General features: G+C 56.4%; 12 protein-coding genes. 7 read left to right on the forward strand and 5 right to left on the reverse strand.

Features of this window, described 5'->3' with window-relative positions; translation table 11 throughout:
* Positions 1-111 precede the first annotated feature (111 nt).
* From VG146_08655 to VG146_08670, 4 genes are all read left to right on the forward strand, one after another.
* Entirely contained in the window at positions 112-1464 is a 1353-nt protein-coding gene (locus VG146_08655; protein HEV2392419.1) for an outer membrane beta-barrel protein, read from the forward strand.
* Positions 1465-1528: 64 nt separating this feature from the next.
* The gene (locus VG146_08660; protein HEV2392420.1) at positions 1529-3694 is read left to right on the forward strand and encodes a polysaccharide biosynthesis tyrosine autokinase; all 2166 of its coding nucleotides are present in this window, start codon (positions 1529-1531) and stop codon (positions 3692-3694) included.
* Between the two features lie 24 nt (positions 3695-3718).
* Positions 3719-4429 (forward strand): polysaccharide biosynthesis/export family protein, encoded by a 711-nt coding sequence (locus VG146_08665; GenBank protein HEV2392421.1) that lies wholly within the window; start codon positions 3719-3721, stop codon positions 4427-4429.
* The gene (locus VG146_08670; protein HEV2392422.1) at positions 4429-4818 is read left to right on the forward strand and encodes an FHA domain-containing protein; all 390 of its coding nucleotides are present in this window, start codon (positions 4429-4431) and stop codon (positions 4816-4818) included. Before VG146_08665 ends, VG146_08670 begins: the two co-directional genes overlap by 1 nt.
* 18 nt (positions 4819-4836) lie before the next feature.
* Here VG146_08670 and purH read toward each other — a convergent pair whose 3' ends face one another.
* A complete protein-coding gene (gene purH / locus VG146_08675; GenBank protein ID HEV2392423.1) occupies positions 4837-6390 on the reverse strand; it encodes a bifunctional phosphoribosylaminoimidazolecarboxamide formyltransferase/IMP cyclohydrolase in 1554 nt (517 codons plus the stop codon).
* Positions 6391-6636: 246 nt separating this feature from the next.
* Positions 6637-7362, reverse strand: a complete 726-nt coding sequence (locus VG146_08680; GenBank protein HEV2392424.1) for a tetratricopeptide repeat protein — start codon at positions 7360-7362, stop codon at positions 6637-6639.
* A 266-nt stretch (positions 7363-7628) separates the two neighbouring features.
* Here VG146_08680 and VG146_08685 point away from each other — a divergent pair, with 266 nt between their 5' ends.
* Positions 7629-8039 carry a response regulator gene (locus tag VG146_08685; protein ID HEV2392425.1) on the forward strand — a complete coding sequence of 137 codons (411 nt, stop codon included), beginning with the start codon at positions 7629-7631 and terminating at the stop codon, positions 8037-8039.
* 51 nt (positions 8040-8090) lie between these two features.
* The gene (locus tag VG146_08690) at positions 8091-8876 is read left to right on the forward strand and encodes a hypothetical protein (GenBank protein ID HEV2392426.1); all 786 of its coding nucleotides are present in this window, start codon (positions 8091-8093) and stop codon (positions 8874-8876) included.
* A 37-nt stretch (positions 8877-8913) separates the two neighbouring features.
* Here the strand turns inward: VG146_08690 and VG146_08695 are convergent, their stop codons facing one another.
* On the reverse strand, positions 8914-9633 hold the full coding sequence (locus VG146_08695) for a hypothetical protein (GenBank protein HEV2392427.1): 720 nt from the start codon (positions 9631-9633) through the stop codon (positions 8914-8916).
* A gap of 139 nt (positions 9634-9772) precedes the next feature.
* Positions 9773-11023, reverse strand: coding sequence for an MFS transporter (locus tag VG146_08700; protein HEV2392428.1), 1251 nt, complete (start codon positions 11021-11023; stop codon positions 9773-9775).
* A 286-nt stretch (positions 11024-11309) separates the two neighbouring features.
* Here VG146_08700 and VG146_08705 point away from each other — a divergent pair, with 286 nt between their 5' ends.
* Positions 11310-13343 (forward strand): ATP-binding protein, encoded by a 2034-nt coding sequence (locus VG146_08705; GenBank protein ID HEV2392429.1) that lies wholly within the window; start codon positions 11310-11312, stop codon positions 13341-13343.
* A gap of 254 nt (positions 13344-13597) precedes the next feature.
* Here VG146_08705 and VG146_08710 read toward each other — a convergent pair whose 3' ends face one another.
* Positions 13598-14686: a methyltransferase domain-containing protein gene (locus tag VG146_08710; GenBank protein HEV2392430.1), complete on the reverse strand. Its 1089-nt coding sequence runs from the start codon at positions 14684-14686 to the stop codon at positions 13598-13600.
* Between the last annotated feature and the right edge of the window lie 2 nt (positions 14687-14688).

Raw genomic sequence — 14688 nt, forward strand, 5'->3', positions numbered from 1 at the left:
AAAAATCTAAAAGATTTATTTGACGTGCTCGCGCAATTTGGATAAAACCTTACAGGATTTAAATTGTTCGCACACTCTCTTTGGGTGTAAAAGAACGCGAAATCAGAACCTATGAAAAAAATCGTTGCCTCCGTCGGTTTGGTTGCGCTCGGCGCGTCTGCAATTCAATCTGCCTGTGCCCAGGATTTGGGGACTCCGGATACCTCGAAGCCCTGGAGCATCTCGGTCGCGCTCCGTGGCTTTTATGATGATAACCCGGGCACACTCCCGAACGATACCCCCACTCCCGCGGGGTACCATCGAAGCTCGTTCGGTTTCCAGGTGAGCCCCCAGGCCGCCTTGGCGTGGTCTGTGGAGAATACCACTGTGAGCCTCGGTGTGCTTTATTCGATGATTTATTACGAGAATAAACCCGTCTTCAGCACCAGCCATATCGACCAGGATTTCACCTTCACCGGCAACCTCACCCACGATTTCAGCGAACAACTCCATGCGCGGGTCACGGATTCGTTCGTGATCGGCCAGGAACCTGACATGCTGCGCGCCGGCAATGCGTTCTCCACGTTTTATCGCGTCTCAGGCGACAACATCCGCAACTACGGCACCATCGCTTTGGATGCCCAGCTTACGCCTGTGTTTGGGCTGAGCCTGGGCTACGATAATGCCTATTACCATTATGTGGCCAATGGGGCGACCGCTGTGCCAGTGGGCCCCTTTGAGGATGTCATTCAACCCAGTATCGCCGGTGTGCTGAATCGGGATGAGAATCGCGCTCACATCGAGGGCACATTCCAACTGCAACCCGAGACCAAGGCCCTTTTGGGGTATCAATTCTCTGATTTCGATTACATGGGTGATGAATACATCGGTGGGTTCATTCCGGCGTTTGGCCCTCCAGTTGGCCTCATCACCAGCCGGATGCGCGACAACCGCGAGCACACGGTTTATGTGGGTATCGAGCACAATTTCCTGCCGAACTTAACCGCAGCCGTTCGCGCCGGCGGCAGCTATACGGATTATTATAACGATCCCAGCACCAAGGCCAGCTACACGCCTTACGTGAACGCGACACTGAAGTACACCTACGCTCCGGGCAGCTTCATCGAGGGCGGTTTTTCTTATGACCGCAATGCAACCGACATTGTCGGTTTCAGTTTCAACGGAACCGGTAGTGATTTCACGACCGATGCCGAGTCAGCGGTGGTGTTCCTGACGCTGCAGCATCAGCTTCTGGGCAACCTCTTTTTGAACCTCAACGGCCAATTCCAGAACTCGATTTACAACGGCGGCGCGTTCAACAACGACGCCGAACAGTTTTACATGGCGGGCATCGACCTGCAGTACCGGTTCACCGCCTTCTTCTCGGGCGATGTTGGTTACAGCTATGACCGGTTGGAATCCAGCATCATGGGCCGTGCCTTTGATGAGAATCGAGTTTACGTTGGCGTTACCGCCACATATTAGTTTAGGATTGATGTAGTAACCGGGGGGCTGGGCTAAAACTAGCCCCCCTTTTTATTGACGTTATATGGATCCATCGAAAACACCACCGCCGCAGGAGGCCAAGCTTCACTTCCTGGATTATTGGCGCATTATTCGTATTCGCAAGACGGTCATCCTGGCGGTTTTTTTGCTGGTAGTGATTACCGCCACCCTGGTGACATTCATTCTGCCCGAGTCGTTCTCAAGCAAGGCCCGCATTAAAGTCGAGCGCGACCAGACGGACATCTCCGGGGTGATGGGCAACCAGCCAATGCTGGGCGTTTATGATCCTTATTTCATCCAAACCGAGTTCGAAGTGATCCAATCCGAGGTTATCCTCGGCGATGTCATCAAGGACCTCAATCTGCAGGAAACCTGGGGCAAGAAATATAATAATGGGCAGCCCTTCACGCGCACTGAGGCCATGACCTGGATCAAAAACCATTTGGATTTGCGGCCCGTCCGCAACACCAGCCTCATCGAGATCGTCTATTACAGCGAGAGCCCCCAGGAGGCCTCCGACCTTGCCAACAAAATCGCTGAAACTTATCGCAAGCACCGTGTGCAAGAGCGCCAGAGCCTGACTCAGGGCGGCATTAAAGCCCTCGAAGAGCGCATCGGCGAACAGGAGAGCACAGTGGACAAGCAGCAGCAGGTCGTCGATGACCTGCGCGATAAACTTAAGATTTCCGACCCCCTCGGCTCATCGGAGGCCCCAACCATGATGCTCTCGGCGGAAACCTTGCGCCACATTGAAGGAATTCGCATCGAAAGCCAGGCTGAGTTCGTTGGGGCCAAGACGTTGCTGGACAGCTTGAAGGGCCTGCCTCCCGACAAACTGGCCCAGGCTATTCCGACCACCGGGGTGCAGGACTCCCTGTTGTCGGGGTTGCTCGAACAATTGACCCTTGCCGATCAAAAGCTGGTTGCCGCTGAGAAGCAATTAGGGCCAAAGAACACAGAGTATGCGACCATCAGCGCTCAGGTCGATGACATCAACAAGAAGATTAGAGAACGTGTGGACGGTATTGTCCTTGGGCTGGACATCAAGGCTGGCGCGCTCCAGCAGCGCCTGATTGACTTGAGCAACGAGGTCACCGCAGCGACCCAAAAGGACATCAACAAGTCCACCGAGAGCCGCCCGTATTGGGAAGCCAAGCGCAAACTCGAGGAGTACCAACGATTCCGCCAGGTCCTCTATATGAAGATCGCCTCGGAAAAGACCGAGTTGGATTTACCCAGGGCCTCGATGGTGGAAATTGTGGACCGCGCCGTGCCCGGCATCAAACCTGTTCGCCCCAACAAGACGCTCAATATAGCTTTAGGCATTATCATCGGGCTGGTGGTCGGGGTCGGGTTGGCCTTCTTCATTGAATACCTCGATACCAGCGTGAAGACCATCGACGATGTCGAACGCACCTTGGGCGCCCCCGTGCTGGGCGTTATCCCGCAGAATGTCGGCTTGCTCACCGAAGAGGGAGGAGAAAGCCCGCATGCGGAGGCCTATCGCGTGCTGCGCACCAATCTGCTATTCTCGCGAAAGGACGACAAGCTCAACACGGTGGCGGTCGTCAGCGCGGGCGCCGGCGAAGGCAAATCCACGACCGTGTTCAACCTGGCAGCCGTCTTTGCCCAGAGCGGCCAGCGGGTGCTCATGGTGGACTCCGACTTGAGGCGGCCCACCCTGCACAAGATGCTCCATGTCAGCAACAGCATCGGGCTGACCAATTATCTTCTGAAGCAAAACACGCTCGAAGAAGTCATCCAGACCTCCAATCTGCCGAGCCTCGACTTTATGGCGAGCGGCAAATTGCCGAGCAGCTCGCTGGGCATTCTCAGTTCGGCCCAGATGCGCGATTTGATCACTGAATTGAAGCAACATTATGACTTTGTCTTTTTCGACTCTCCCCCTGTCATGGGCGTGAGTGACGCCTCCATCCTGGCCAGCGAAGTCGATATGACCTTGCAAGTCATCCAGTATCGGCGGTACCCGCAACCGATGAATATTCGCGCCAAGCAGTTGATCGAGAAGGTAGGCGGCAACCTCATCGGCATCGTGCTGAACAACATCAATATGTCGCAGGATGAGAGCTACTATTATTACAGCGGGTATTACCACGATTATTACACGCATAATGAAGAGGAGCCCGCTGCGCCCGTAAAAGGCGGCAATGGCGAGAAAGACAAACTTGAAATCAAACAAAGATATTGAGAGTGAGATAGTGACATGACGAAGATGAGCGCAAGCAAGTTGGCGGGCGGTTGGAGGGCAGTGTGCGGTTTGGTGTTTGGCGTATTATTGCTGGCCGGATGCAAGAGCGGCGCGGGTGACCCGCGCTTCGCGGACATGCCGGGAGGGCCGGCTGGCTCCTCGGCGATTGCCTCGCCGGCAATTGCCGCCCCGGCTCCTGTCACAGGGGCCGCCATGGACCCAGGGTCCATGGACCAAACCAACGTCCTTGACGTGCTGCACCCCAATGACGCCGTGATTATCACGTTCAGCGATCTGCCAGTCCCACAGCCGCCCATCTCGGACCGGGTCAAGGAAGACGGCACCATTACTTTAATCCAGAACCAGACGTTCCAGGCCGCTGGCAAAACCCGCCGCGATTTGGAGAAGGAGATTCGCGCGCGGTATGTCCCGGATTACTTCAAGACCATGACCGTCCAAGTCGAGCATGCCGAACAGAGCCGGTTTTATTATGTGGGCGGTGAGGTGAAACTGCCTGCTCGCCAGATTTACATCAGCCGCATCACAGTCCTGAAGGCCATTCAATCTGCAGGTGATTTTACAGACTTTGCCAGAAAACGAGGCGTCGTTTTGACCCGCGCCAATGGCAAGACGGTCACAGTCAATTGCGTTCGGGCCCAGCGGCATCCGGAACTGGACCTCGAGATTTTTCCTGGAGACAAAATCTGGGTGCCGCGCCGCAATCCGTTCTGGTAATGGTCCAATTCAAAATCCTGTCCGGCAAACAGGCGGGCGCCACGTGGGTTGCCCGCCGTTTTCCTGTACAGGTTGGCCGCGGCTCACAGAACGGCCTGCGGCTTGAGGAAGATGGTGTTTGGGAGAAGCATTTCGTCCTGGATTGCGACGCGGCCGAAGGCTTCATTCTGAGAACGGAGGCCCAGGCCCTGGTGCGCGTCAACGGCCAGGCTGTCGAACGGCTTTCCCTGCGAAACGGGGACCTTGTCCAACTCGGTTCGGCCAGCCTGCAATTCTGGCTTGGGGATACCCGCCAAAGGGCGTTGGGGCTGCGCGAGGCGGTCTCCTGGGCGTCCATCTGCTTGGTTACCCTGGCCCAAATCGCCTTGCTTTACTGGCTCCTGCAATGAACGAACTCAGCGGATGGATTAATGCCTGAAATGCCGTATTCCTGTGAAGACCATGGCCAGGCCACGACTATCCGCCGCGGCAATAATCTCGGCATCCCGCACTGAACCGCCTGGCTGAATCGCCGCTGTGGCTCCCGCCTCGGCTGCTGCCACCAGCGCATCCGGAAAGGGAAAAAAAGCATCGCTGCATACGGTGCTGCCTGCAAGAGAGAGCCCGGCCTGGCCTGCCTTCCAAACTGCTAAACGGCTCGAATCAACCCGGCTCATCTGGCCTGCGCCAATGCCCAATGTCCGGTCTGCGGTTGCGTACGCAATCGCGTTGGACTTGACGTGCTTGACCACTCGCCAGCCAAATGACATCGCCTGCCATTCTGACTCGGTTGGTTGACGTTGCGTCACGACTTTGCCCCTTTCGCCCATAGCCGGTTTTGCGTCCGGTGCTTGCGCCAAATACGATTCGGCGCCCACACTGCGTATATCGAGACCTTCGGTACTATGAGGCGACCGGAGCATTCGCATCATGCGGAGGTTCTTCTTCTTTCTCAGCAAATCGAGGGCTTCGGGAGTGAAATCGGGGGCCACAATCACTTCGCTGAATATTTCCGCAATCGCCTCGGCAACGGCCAAATCGAGGATGCGATTGACAGAAATAATGCCGCCAAAGGGCGCTTGGCGGTCTGTCGCAAATGCCTTTTCCCAGGCCTCGCGCAAGGTAGCGCCCTGGCCAACACCGCAAGGATTGGTGTGCTTGAGAATCGCCAGGGCAGGGCCGTCGGCGGAAAACTCACTGATTAAGGCGGCAGCGGCTGTGAGGTCCAGAATGTTATTGTACGACAGCTCCTTGCCGTGCAGTTGCCGGAAGTACTCATGGAATCGGCCATAAAGACTGGCGCCCTGGTGTGGGTTTTCTCCGTAGCGAAGCGTTTGAGCTAACGGCGCATGGACCGCCAGAACACAAGGAAGACCTCCCGGCGCGACCACGTCAAAGCTTTTGCTAAAATAAGCGGCAATGGCGGCATCATACCCTGCCGTCCGTGCGAAGACCTTGGCTGCAAGCCTTCGCCGCAGGTCCAGGGTTGTATTGCCCTCGCGCTGAACTTGAGCAGCCACTTCCGCGTAATCAGCCGGGTCCACGACGACCGTGACGCTCTCGTGGTTTTTGGCCGCGCTGCGGAGCATCGAGGGGCCGCCAATGTCGATGTTTTCTATTGCCTCCTGGAGAGTCGCCTCAGGCCGGGCGACGGTCTGCTCGAACGGATACAGGTTCACTACCACGAGATCGATCGGCAGGATGCCATGCTCGCGAATGGCGGTTTCATGCGCCGGATTGGTTCGCACGTAGAGCAGTCCCCCATGAACTTTTGGATGGAGGGTTTTGACACGTCCATCCAGCATTTCAGGAAACCCGGTGTAGGCGCTCAGATCGGTAACTTGCAAGCCCCCCTCGCGCAGGGTTTTGGCAGTCCCTCCCGTGGAAATCAGTTCGACGCCGCCGGCTGCAAGAGTTTTGGCCAAAGAGACCAGGCCCGTTTTGTCTGAAACCGAAAGCAGCGCTCGTTGAATTCGACCCATAAGGCGCAATACCTTTGGTCAACCAGCCCGGCGAGTCAATGCACAAATCGGCTAAGCCGTAACCAGTCAATTTGAACAGGAGATAAGAGAGAAAACAGAGACGTGAACACGAAGCCAAAACTGTTTCTTACACCCTTGTGGCTGCTCACTAAATGGTGAGGCGCTGTTGCGCCTCCCTTGCTCACAAAGTGCTTCAAAAATCTCTGTTCTCTCCGTTTCCTCCTGTTGCATTTTGCGTGTTCCGGGCTAGGGAATCACTGCAGCGTCGCCTGCCTGTTCGATGGCGGGCTCCGCCTCGCGGGTAGCCTCTTCGGCGGCTTCCAGGGTTGCGTAATAAACCCCCAGATTGTGTTGAGCGGTTTTGTCTCCAGCTCGCGCGGAGCGGCAGAACCACTTTACGGCTTCGCGCACGTTCTGTGGCACACCACGCCCGGTCTCGTAACATAGTCCCAGATTGCACTGCGCTGGAGCGCACTCCTGCTCGGCCGCCAAACGGTACCAGCGGACTGCCTCCTCGTAATTCTGCGGCACGACCTGGCCCGTCTCATAAAAGACGCCCAGGTTAAACTGCGCCTGCGGCTCACCCTGTTCGGCAGCCGCATGATACCACTTGACCGCCTCGGCATAATTCTGCGGCACACCTTGCCCGGTCTCGTACAGCACACCCAGATTGAATTGCGCCGCCGGGTCTCCCTGCTCGGCTGCTTCCCGAAACCACTTGGCGGCCTGTCCAAACTCCTGCGGAACGCCCGTCCCGGTTTGAAAACAAAAACCAAGATAACACTGAGCTGACGAATCATTCTGTTCAGCGGCACGGCGGAACCACTTGACCGCTTCGGGATGGTCCTGCTTGACCCCCTGCCCGGTTTGAAAGCAAATCCCCAAATAGCATTGCGCGGCGGCATCGCCCTGTTCGGCGGCTCTTCGCATTTCATCGAACGATTGCCAGCTTCGGCGGTTTATCTGTGTCATACAGCCAGAGTTCAGTAGCCCAGGCCTCCATCGGTTTACCCCTCAAACCCGGTGCTTGCTTTATGATAAAAGTAAATGGGGCGATTTCAAGCCCTGAGTTGGGCCCAGCCATTCCTGCGTGTAGGAGACGACGTAAGGAGTGTCTGATCAGCAACTTCCGGGTGAACCAAAGGCGGCAGTTGACAGTCTTATCGGAGACTGCTGTCATTGGGCCCTGGCTTCCCCCTTGCCAGCAAGCCAGAGCGGGTGTTTACTGAAAAATGGAAATGGAAATTGAAAGGCCAACGGGCGAGCCATCTGAGGAGCGCCCGACCCGGACTTTGGTGTATGTGGTCGATGATGAGGCAATGCTTTTGGAACTGGCTACGGTCATCCTTGCGCCCTTGGGCTATGAAATCCGCGCTTTCCGTGACCCCGAGGCCGCCGTCCGGGCCTATGCTGCCGCCTCCCCTCGGCCGGCCCTGGTCATTACGGACTACGCCATGCATAATATGAACGGCATGGCGCTCATCCAAGCCTGCCGCCGGCTCGAACCGGCCCAGAAGATACTGCTGGTCAGTGGTACAGTTGGTCCGGAGATTTTTGATAAAATGCCTTCCAAACCGAACCGATTCCTGGCTAAACCTTATCAAGCCAAACAACTTGTGGACCTCGTTAAATCCGTTTTAGAAAGTTGAGACCAATTGCCCCTCGAACCCACCGCGCTTTTACCTTAATTCGCACCGTCTATGAAAAAAATCATCGTTCGCGTTTTAGTCGCCTTGGTCATTCTCGTCATTCTGGCGGGTGTGGCAGTCGCACTGTTCCTGGACACCGCTATCAAGCGTGGCATCGAAACCGCAGGGCCCATGCTGGCCAAAGTCGAGGTCAAACTCGACTCCGTCAACCTATCGCTCCTCTCCGGTTCAGGGAAGCTCAAGGGCCTTTTCGTCGGCAACCCACAAGGCTTCAAAACCGCCTCCGCCATCCAGGTCGCCACCGCCAGCCTCGCTCTGGAACCGCGCTCGCTCTTCTCTGACAAGGTCGTTATCCGGGCGATCGACCTGGAAGGGCCCGAAATCACTTTCGAAACGGATTTGAAAAAGAACAATCTCAACCAGATTCTCGACAACCTGCAGGACAGCACAGGTGGCGAAAACGCGCCTCCCAAACCCAACGAGCCCGCCCCGGTGCAACAGGCCAAAGCCACCAAGAAACTGCAGGTGGACGATTTCCTAATTCGTGGCGGCAAGGTGCATGTCAGCGTAACTGGTTTGGGTGGACGGGAGATGAGTGTGGCGTTGCCGGAAATTCACTTGACGGCTTTGGGCCAGGGGCCTGAAGGCATTACACCGGCGGAGCTTGCCAAAGAAGTGCTGCAAGCGGTTGAGAAAGAGGCGGCACAGGCCTCCAGCGCATCGGTGGCCGATTTGAGCAAGCAGGCAACTGGCCTGCTCAAGGGTGTGACGCCAGGCAGCAATAGCGCCGTGGATAACATCAGCAAGGGCATCGGCGGCCTGTTCAAGAAGAAGTAAACTATTGGGGCTCGAGGACGCCTGTAATCTTGGGCGGCTATTTCTGACCCGAGTCTGCTCCAATTTTCGTCAGAATCGCCCGCTTGAACTGCTCCTGATCACTGTACTGGGCGACGTTTCCTGGAGGATCAAATTGGCTCGAATCAGGCTGGATGAATTTAATCTGGCTAAAACGCACAAAGGAGTTATTGCCGTTTTCGGTGGTTTGGATTTGGATTGGAAAATCCTTCAAATCTTTGGCATTCCAAACGATGGCCTTTGTCGTGTGCCCCTTCTCGTCGGTCATGGTGAGCTGGTTCTTTACGCAGGGATGACCTTCCAGAACCTCCTTGCCCAGCGGCGTGGTCGTGATTTTGACTCCGCTTTCCAAGGGACCGCTTAAGAGTATTTTCTGGTCTGGATAGATGAAATACACGGTCTTCTTGTCCGGACGAAATACGCTGACGACCCGAGCCAGTCCCATCTGCTTGAGACTATTGGCCATGCCGGCCGGCATGTTCCGGTTTCTTGCCTGGCTCAGGTCCATTTCTACACGCATCTTTCCGTCCAGAAACGCAAACTCCATCGGCGTATCGATTCGCTCCTGTTGCGAATCATCCAGCACTTGCACCTCGGTCTTTGCAGTAAACGCGCTGATACTGCCGAACATCTGACCGAGTCCGGCCATAATGCCTGACGAGGCGGTTGGCCCGGGCATTTGAGCGCCGGCGCTGAGTCGCATCAGCAGCAGTACCATCGTGCCCACTGTAAATTTCATGCTCAAACAATTGAGTCGTTTCACCATAATTATCAGCATAAAGGTCAAAACCAGCTCCGCCAGCCAAATCTGAGGACACGAAACTGGAGACTGGCAGGAGGTTCAAGCATCACACGCTCTACGCTCTAACGCTCCAGGCTCAACGCCCCAGCCCCTCCCCGAACCGCGCGCCGCGGCGCTCTGAGCCCAAAGCGATAACTATTACCCCAGTAATGAATACCACCACGGCCGTCAGGGCCATGGCCGTCGCATAATCGAGGTTCTTCGCAAAGAGGGCCTCGAGATAGCCTACGCTACCCGCCAGCAACACTCCACATTGGTAGGCGAAACCGGGTAAAAACCCTCGAACCGACCCAGGCGACAGTTCGGTAATATGTGCAGGAATGACGCCCCAGGCACCCTGAACCATAAACTGCATCAGAAACGAGCCGAGCACCAGCAAAGCGGTGGTCGGGGCATAGGCCCAAAGCGGGATAAGGATAGCTGCCAGAACGAACGCCGTCATCATTCCACGGCGGCGCCCCCAGCGGTCAGAGACCCACCCGAAAACTATCCCCCCGCTCAAGGCGCCCAGGTTGTAAATCACCGCTATGATGGCTACCTGGCGCGGCGAGAAACCCCGTTGCTCCTTGAGGAAGGTCGGGTACATGTCTTGCGTGCCGTGTGAGGCAAAATTCATCATCATCATCAGGGTGGTCAGGTAGAGAAAGACTTTCCAGTTCGACAGGATGGCCTTTGTCAGATTGCCCCAGTTCTCCTGCCTTTCCTGCTGCCACACAGCCGATTCCTCGACCTTGAATCGTACGAATACCGCCAGCAGCGCCGGCAACCCGCCCACAAAGAACATTGGCCGCCAGCCCCAGCGAGGAAACACCACAAAATAGCAACAAGCTGCCGGCAGGTACCCCACCGCATATCCTTCCTGCAGCAAACCAGATAAAACACCTCGCCAACGCACAGGCGCCTTTTCCATCACCAGAGATGCCCCCACACCCCATTCTCCTCCCATCCCTATGCCAAAGAGAGCCCGCAACAGCAGAAAGGTCGTGTAATCCGGAGCCAGCCCGGAGAGGACCTCAATGACCGAATAAAAAATCAAGTCCGCCATGAGTGGCCCTCGACGGCCATAACGGTCTGCCAGCAATCCAAAAATAAAGGCCCCCACCGGCCTGAAGGCCAGAGTCACCGCGACAGCTCCCATTATTGCTTTGATATCTGTGTGGAAATCCTTGGCTATTGCTGGTACGGCAAATATCAGGACAAAAAAATCGAATGCGTCCAGAGTCCAACCCAGAAAACTGGCCAGTAATGCGCTCAGATAGTCGCCTGAGGCAGGCAACGCAATGGGCTGATTAGCAAGATGATTGAGGCCCGGAAGGGGATTTTGCACAGAATAGATTGGCTCAGGAAATGCTCTTTCTCAAATGAATCAGTTCGGGGTCGGCTTTCTAACTGGACACTCTTTGTTTCGCCAGAACGAAAGAGCCCCAAAGCGGCCAGTAAGTCGTTCGGCCCAGTCGAAAACCGCCGCTGAATAATTGTAAGTCTTTAAAAATGAGAGACGTAGGTAATCGCCGGTCGCGTGAAAGAGTTTCCGTCAGCTCCTGGCTGACTGAATCTCCCAGGGCGTTTTGCTCCCGATTGCGGTCAATCCACTTACCAACCCATAACTTCCAATGATTGGCGTCAAAGGTTTCGATATTATCTTTCCGCGCGAGTACCTGCGCGCAGCGCTGCTGGTCTCACTGCTGAGCGTTTGGGTCCTGGTAGGGCTCTTTTACTACCTGAATCGCTATACCAAACGGTATTATTTCAATATCTGGACAGCCGCCTGGCTCTTTTATGCCCTGTGGCTGACCATTGGAATTAATGTGCCCAGCCCCGCGCAAGGCTTTTTTGTAGTCATGATTCGGGACTGGTGCATCTCGCTTTCTGCCGCCTTTTTGCTTTGGGGCAGCCTCTCCTTCATGGAATACAAAACGCCCCAAAGTCTGTTTGGCTGTTTTATAGCTTTTCTTCTGGCTTGGGGTTATGCCGGGCGCCTGATTGCCCACGACCCCTTCTACGTTCAATGCCCCACGTTCGTGCTGACCGGCCTGGCCAGCATGTTCGCCGGTTTTAGCTTCTATCGTTTCCGCCAACACCGCCCCTTTGTGGCCGTCGGCATGCTCTTTCTCGGGTTCTTTCTCTGGGGCATTTACTTGATGACCTACCCCATCTCGCAAAAGTTTGATACCCTTATTAACGCAGGGTTTCTCTTCTCGGCTGTGCTCCAGCTCTTCATCGCCGTGAGCATGATCGTGCTCGTGCTCGAGGAAGCGCGGCACATCAACAAAAAAGTGCTCGAACAGATTCAATCGATTGATTCTGAGAAACGCGAACTCCAGATCAAGGTGCTTTCTGCCGAAGAGAAGTGCCGCAGCCTCTTTCAGCAGGCCAGTTTGCGCGAGGAACTCCAGAACGCCTATGACGAATTGCGCCAGACCCAGCAATCGGTCATGCAGCAGGAGCGCTTGCGCGCCCTGGGCCAGATGGCCAGCGGCATTGCCCACGACATCAATAATGCCCTCTCCCCTATCCTCGCTTTCTCCGAGATGTTGCTCAAAAAAGAGCCGACCCTCACCGACAACTCCCGGCGCAACCTCGAGAACATCCGCACCTCGGCTGAGGATATCGCCGAAATCGTCTGCCGGATGGGCGAGTTCTATCGCCGCCGCGAACACAAAGACCCTCTGCGCCTGGTCTCGCTGGAAAAGCTGGTCCAGCAAGTCATCGATTTAACCAGCCCCTGTTGGAGGGACATCCCTCAAAGCCGCGGCACGGTCGTCCAGGTGCGCACCCGCTTCGAGGACCCGTTGCCGGAGCTTTATTGCAATGAATCCGAGTTGCGCGAGGCTTTTACCAACCTGGTGCTCAACTCCGTTGATGCCATGCCCCAAGGTGGATTGATCACCCTTGGCGCCCGCCCCGTCAACCTCGCCACGACTCCCGGCCAGAGCCAAAATCCAACTCACATCGTGCTGGAAGTCACCGATAACGGCACAGGCATGGACGAAACCACCCGCCAACGCTGCCTCGAACCCTTCTTTTCAACCAAACGACAGCGCGGCGGCTCCGGCTTGGGCCTGGCTATGGTCTATGGCACTGTCGAGCGCCATGAAGGTAAAATCGAAGTCCAAAGCGAGCTCAACAAGGGCACCACCGTTCGCCTGGTCCTGCCTCTGCGCCAACCGCCCAAACCGAAAGAGCCGGTTTTGTCTTCCGCGTCCCGCCCCGGCTCCTCGTTGCGGGTGCTGTGCATCGATGATGAACCATTGCTGCGTGAGTTGCTTAAAGAGGTGCTCGAGTTCTATCACCATGAGGTCGAAGCGGCCGACGGCGGCGAACTGGGTCTGGACATATTCAAAAAAGCAAAAACCGCCGGCAAGCCCTTCGATGTCGTCATCACCGACCTGGGCATGCCCGGCCTCAATGGCCGTGAGGTGGCTGAGAGGATCAAATCCGAATCGCCCGGCACCGGTGTGATCATGCTGACTGGCTGGGGGACAATGCTCGAAGAACGAGGAGAAGACGTCGCCAAGGTCGATGCTGTGCTCAGCAAACCCCCGCGTGTCAACGAACTCGTTGAGACCCTTGCCAAAGTCACCGGCACTGCTATGCCTAAGGAAGCCTATGTCGCGCGCGAACCTGCCGAAGCAGCTTGTAACTGAGGGCGCTTCGGCTCCTGGACCCTCCCTGAGATGGGATGATAGTACGCTCCTCACCGACGGCGCCCTGCGCGTACTGCGCACCGGCCCGACGCCCACCCGACTAACATTGTCGTCTCGGTAGCTGCGGGCCAAATCACCCTCTCCTGGCCCAACGATTACCTCGGTTGGACACTGCAGGCTCAGACCAACGTTTTCTTTTCGCGATAATTCTCGTAATTCTCCGCCTCCCTTTGCCACTCAACGTAACTGGGGATTTACAACTTGAGGCTCGCGCGCTGGGCAATCACCAGGTGAACTTCGTAATTCATTGTGCTGCGATCGTGGAGTCGAAGGCGCCACGGGAGCTTCTCACGTTCCGCCACGAGCTTGAGAGTGGTGAGCGAACCGGGATGCGCCCCGGGAGTCAGGAGCGCTCGAAGAACGGCCTCGCAGGAGCCACCCAATGGCCCGCGTTGCGAATGGCCTCCTACCCACGCTTCCAACGCCGTGGCCGTGGGTGACCAGTCGTATGGACAGGTCAATATCGCCTTGCCCCCCTCCTTGAGCAGCCTCCCTATGGAAACGAGTAATTCGCGCGGAGAGGAAACGCAGTCCAGCACATTGAGGTTAACCGCCAAGGCAAATGTGTCCGCTGGGAGGGGGAGCGCAGTGGCATCACAGGCCCAGAAATCCACCTGTTCCGGATGAGCAAACCTGGTGGCGAATTCCCGCCGTTCGTACACTAGACCGGCGCGGCGCAGTGGATAACGCACCGTGCCTTCATGAAGGACTTCCGAGGCGAAGCGCAACATTGGATAATTTAAATCGACGCCCAGGACCAGTTCAGACCCCGCCTCGGCCAAAGCCAATGAACTGCGGCCTACTGAACAGCCCAGATCAATGATTGGACCCGCCTGCAAGGTCGCGGCAAGCTCAAGACCAGCTTGCAGTGACTCCATCATCGAACCCGGTTTGAATTCTCCTGTAGCAAATCCCGGGTCCAGGTCTCCATAGTGCTCCCACACATACGAGCTGATCTGTTGGCGGGTTTGATCGAAAGCAGAGCCAGGCCCGCAACAATCCCCTAGGATGCTCTCGATCAGCGGACTTATATCCCGCCTCATGGAGATAAGGCCAAAGTTGTCCGCCACATACTGGCGCAAGTTGCCAATCAGCAGAGGGATGCCATCAATGATCGGGTACTCCCGCCGGCAATCGGTGTTGCCGCAATGCAGCACCCCCTCCAACACATCGCCCTGTCGCTCCCGGCATACTTGAGCAATGCGGAGCGGAAAATCGCCGTGGCCGGCCCCGCGGCAGACCGGGCAAACTGGGCGCAGTGTTTCGAAATGGCGGAGTCTCACTT

The organism is Verrucomicrobiia bacterium (assembly GCA_035946615.1).
Taxonomy (GTDB): domain Bacteria; phylum Verrucomicrobiota; class Verrucomicrobiia; order Limisphaerales; family UBA8199; genus DASYZB01.

Bases quoted from the DNA above. Each gene is read 5' to 3' on its own strand.
- VG146_08655 (HEV2392419.1), top strand. From the start codon at position 112: ATGAAAAAAATCGTTGCCTCCGTCGGTTTGGTTGCGCTCGGCGCGTCT.
- VG146_08660 (HEV2392420.1), top strand. From the start codon at position 1,529: ATGGATCCATCGAAAACACCACCGCCGCAGGAGGCCAAGCTTCACTTC.
- VG146_08665 (HEV2392421.1), top strand. From the start codon at position 3,719: ATGAGCGCAAGCAAGTTGGCGGGCGGTTGGAGGGCAGTGTGCGGTTTG.
- VG146_08670 (HEV2392422.1), top strand. From the start codon at position 4,429: ATGGTCCAATTCAAAATCCTGTCCGGCAAACAGGCGGGCGCCACGTGG.
- purH (HEV2392423.1), bottom strand. From the start codon at position 6,390: ATGGGTCGAATTCAACGAGCGCTGCTTTCGGTTTCAGACAAAACGGGC.
- VG146_08680 (HEV2392424.1), bottom strand. From the start codon at position 7,362: ATGACACAGATAAACCGCCGAAGCTGGCAATCGTTCGATGAAATGCGA.
- VG146_08685 (HEV2392425.1), top strand. From the start codon at position 7,629: ATGGAAATTGAAAGGCCAACGGGCGAGCCATCTGAGGAGCGCCCGACC.
- VG146_08690 (HEV2392426.1), top strand. From the start codon at position 8,091: ATGAAAAAAATCATCGTTCGCGTTTTAGTCGCCTTGGTCATTCTCGTC.
- VG146_08695 (HEV2392427.1), bottom strand. From the start codon at position 9,633: ATGAAATTTACAGTGGGCACGATGGTACTGCTGCTGATGCGACTCAGC.
- VG146_08705 (HEV2392429.1), top strand. From the start codon at position 11,310: ATGATTGGCGTCAAAGGTTTCGATATTATCTTTCCGCGCGAGTACCTG.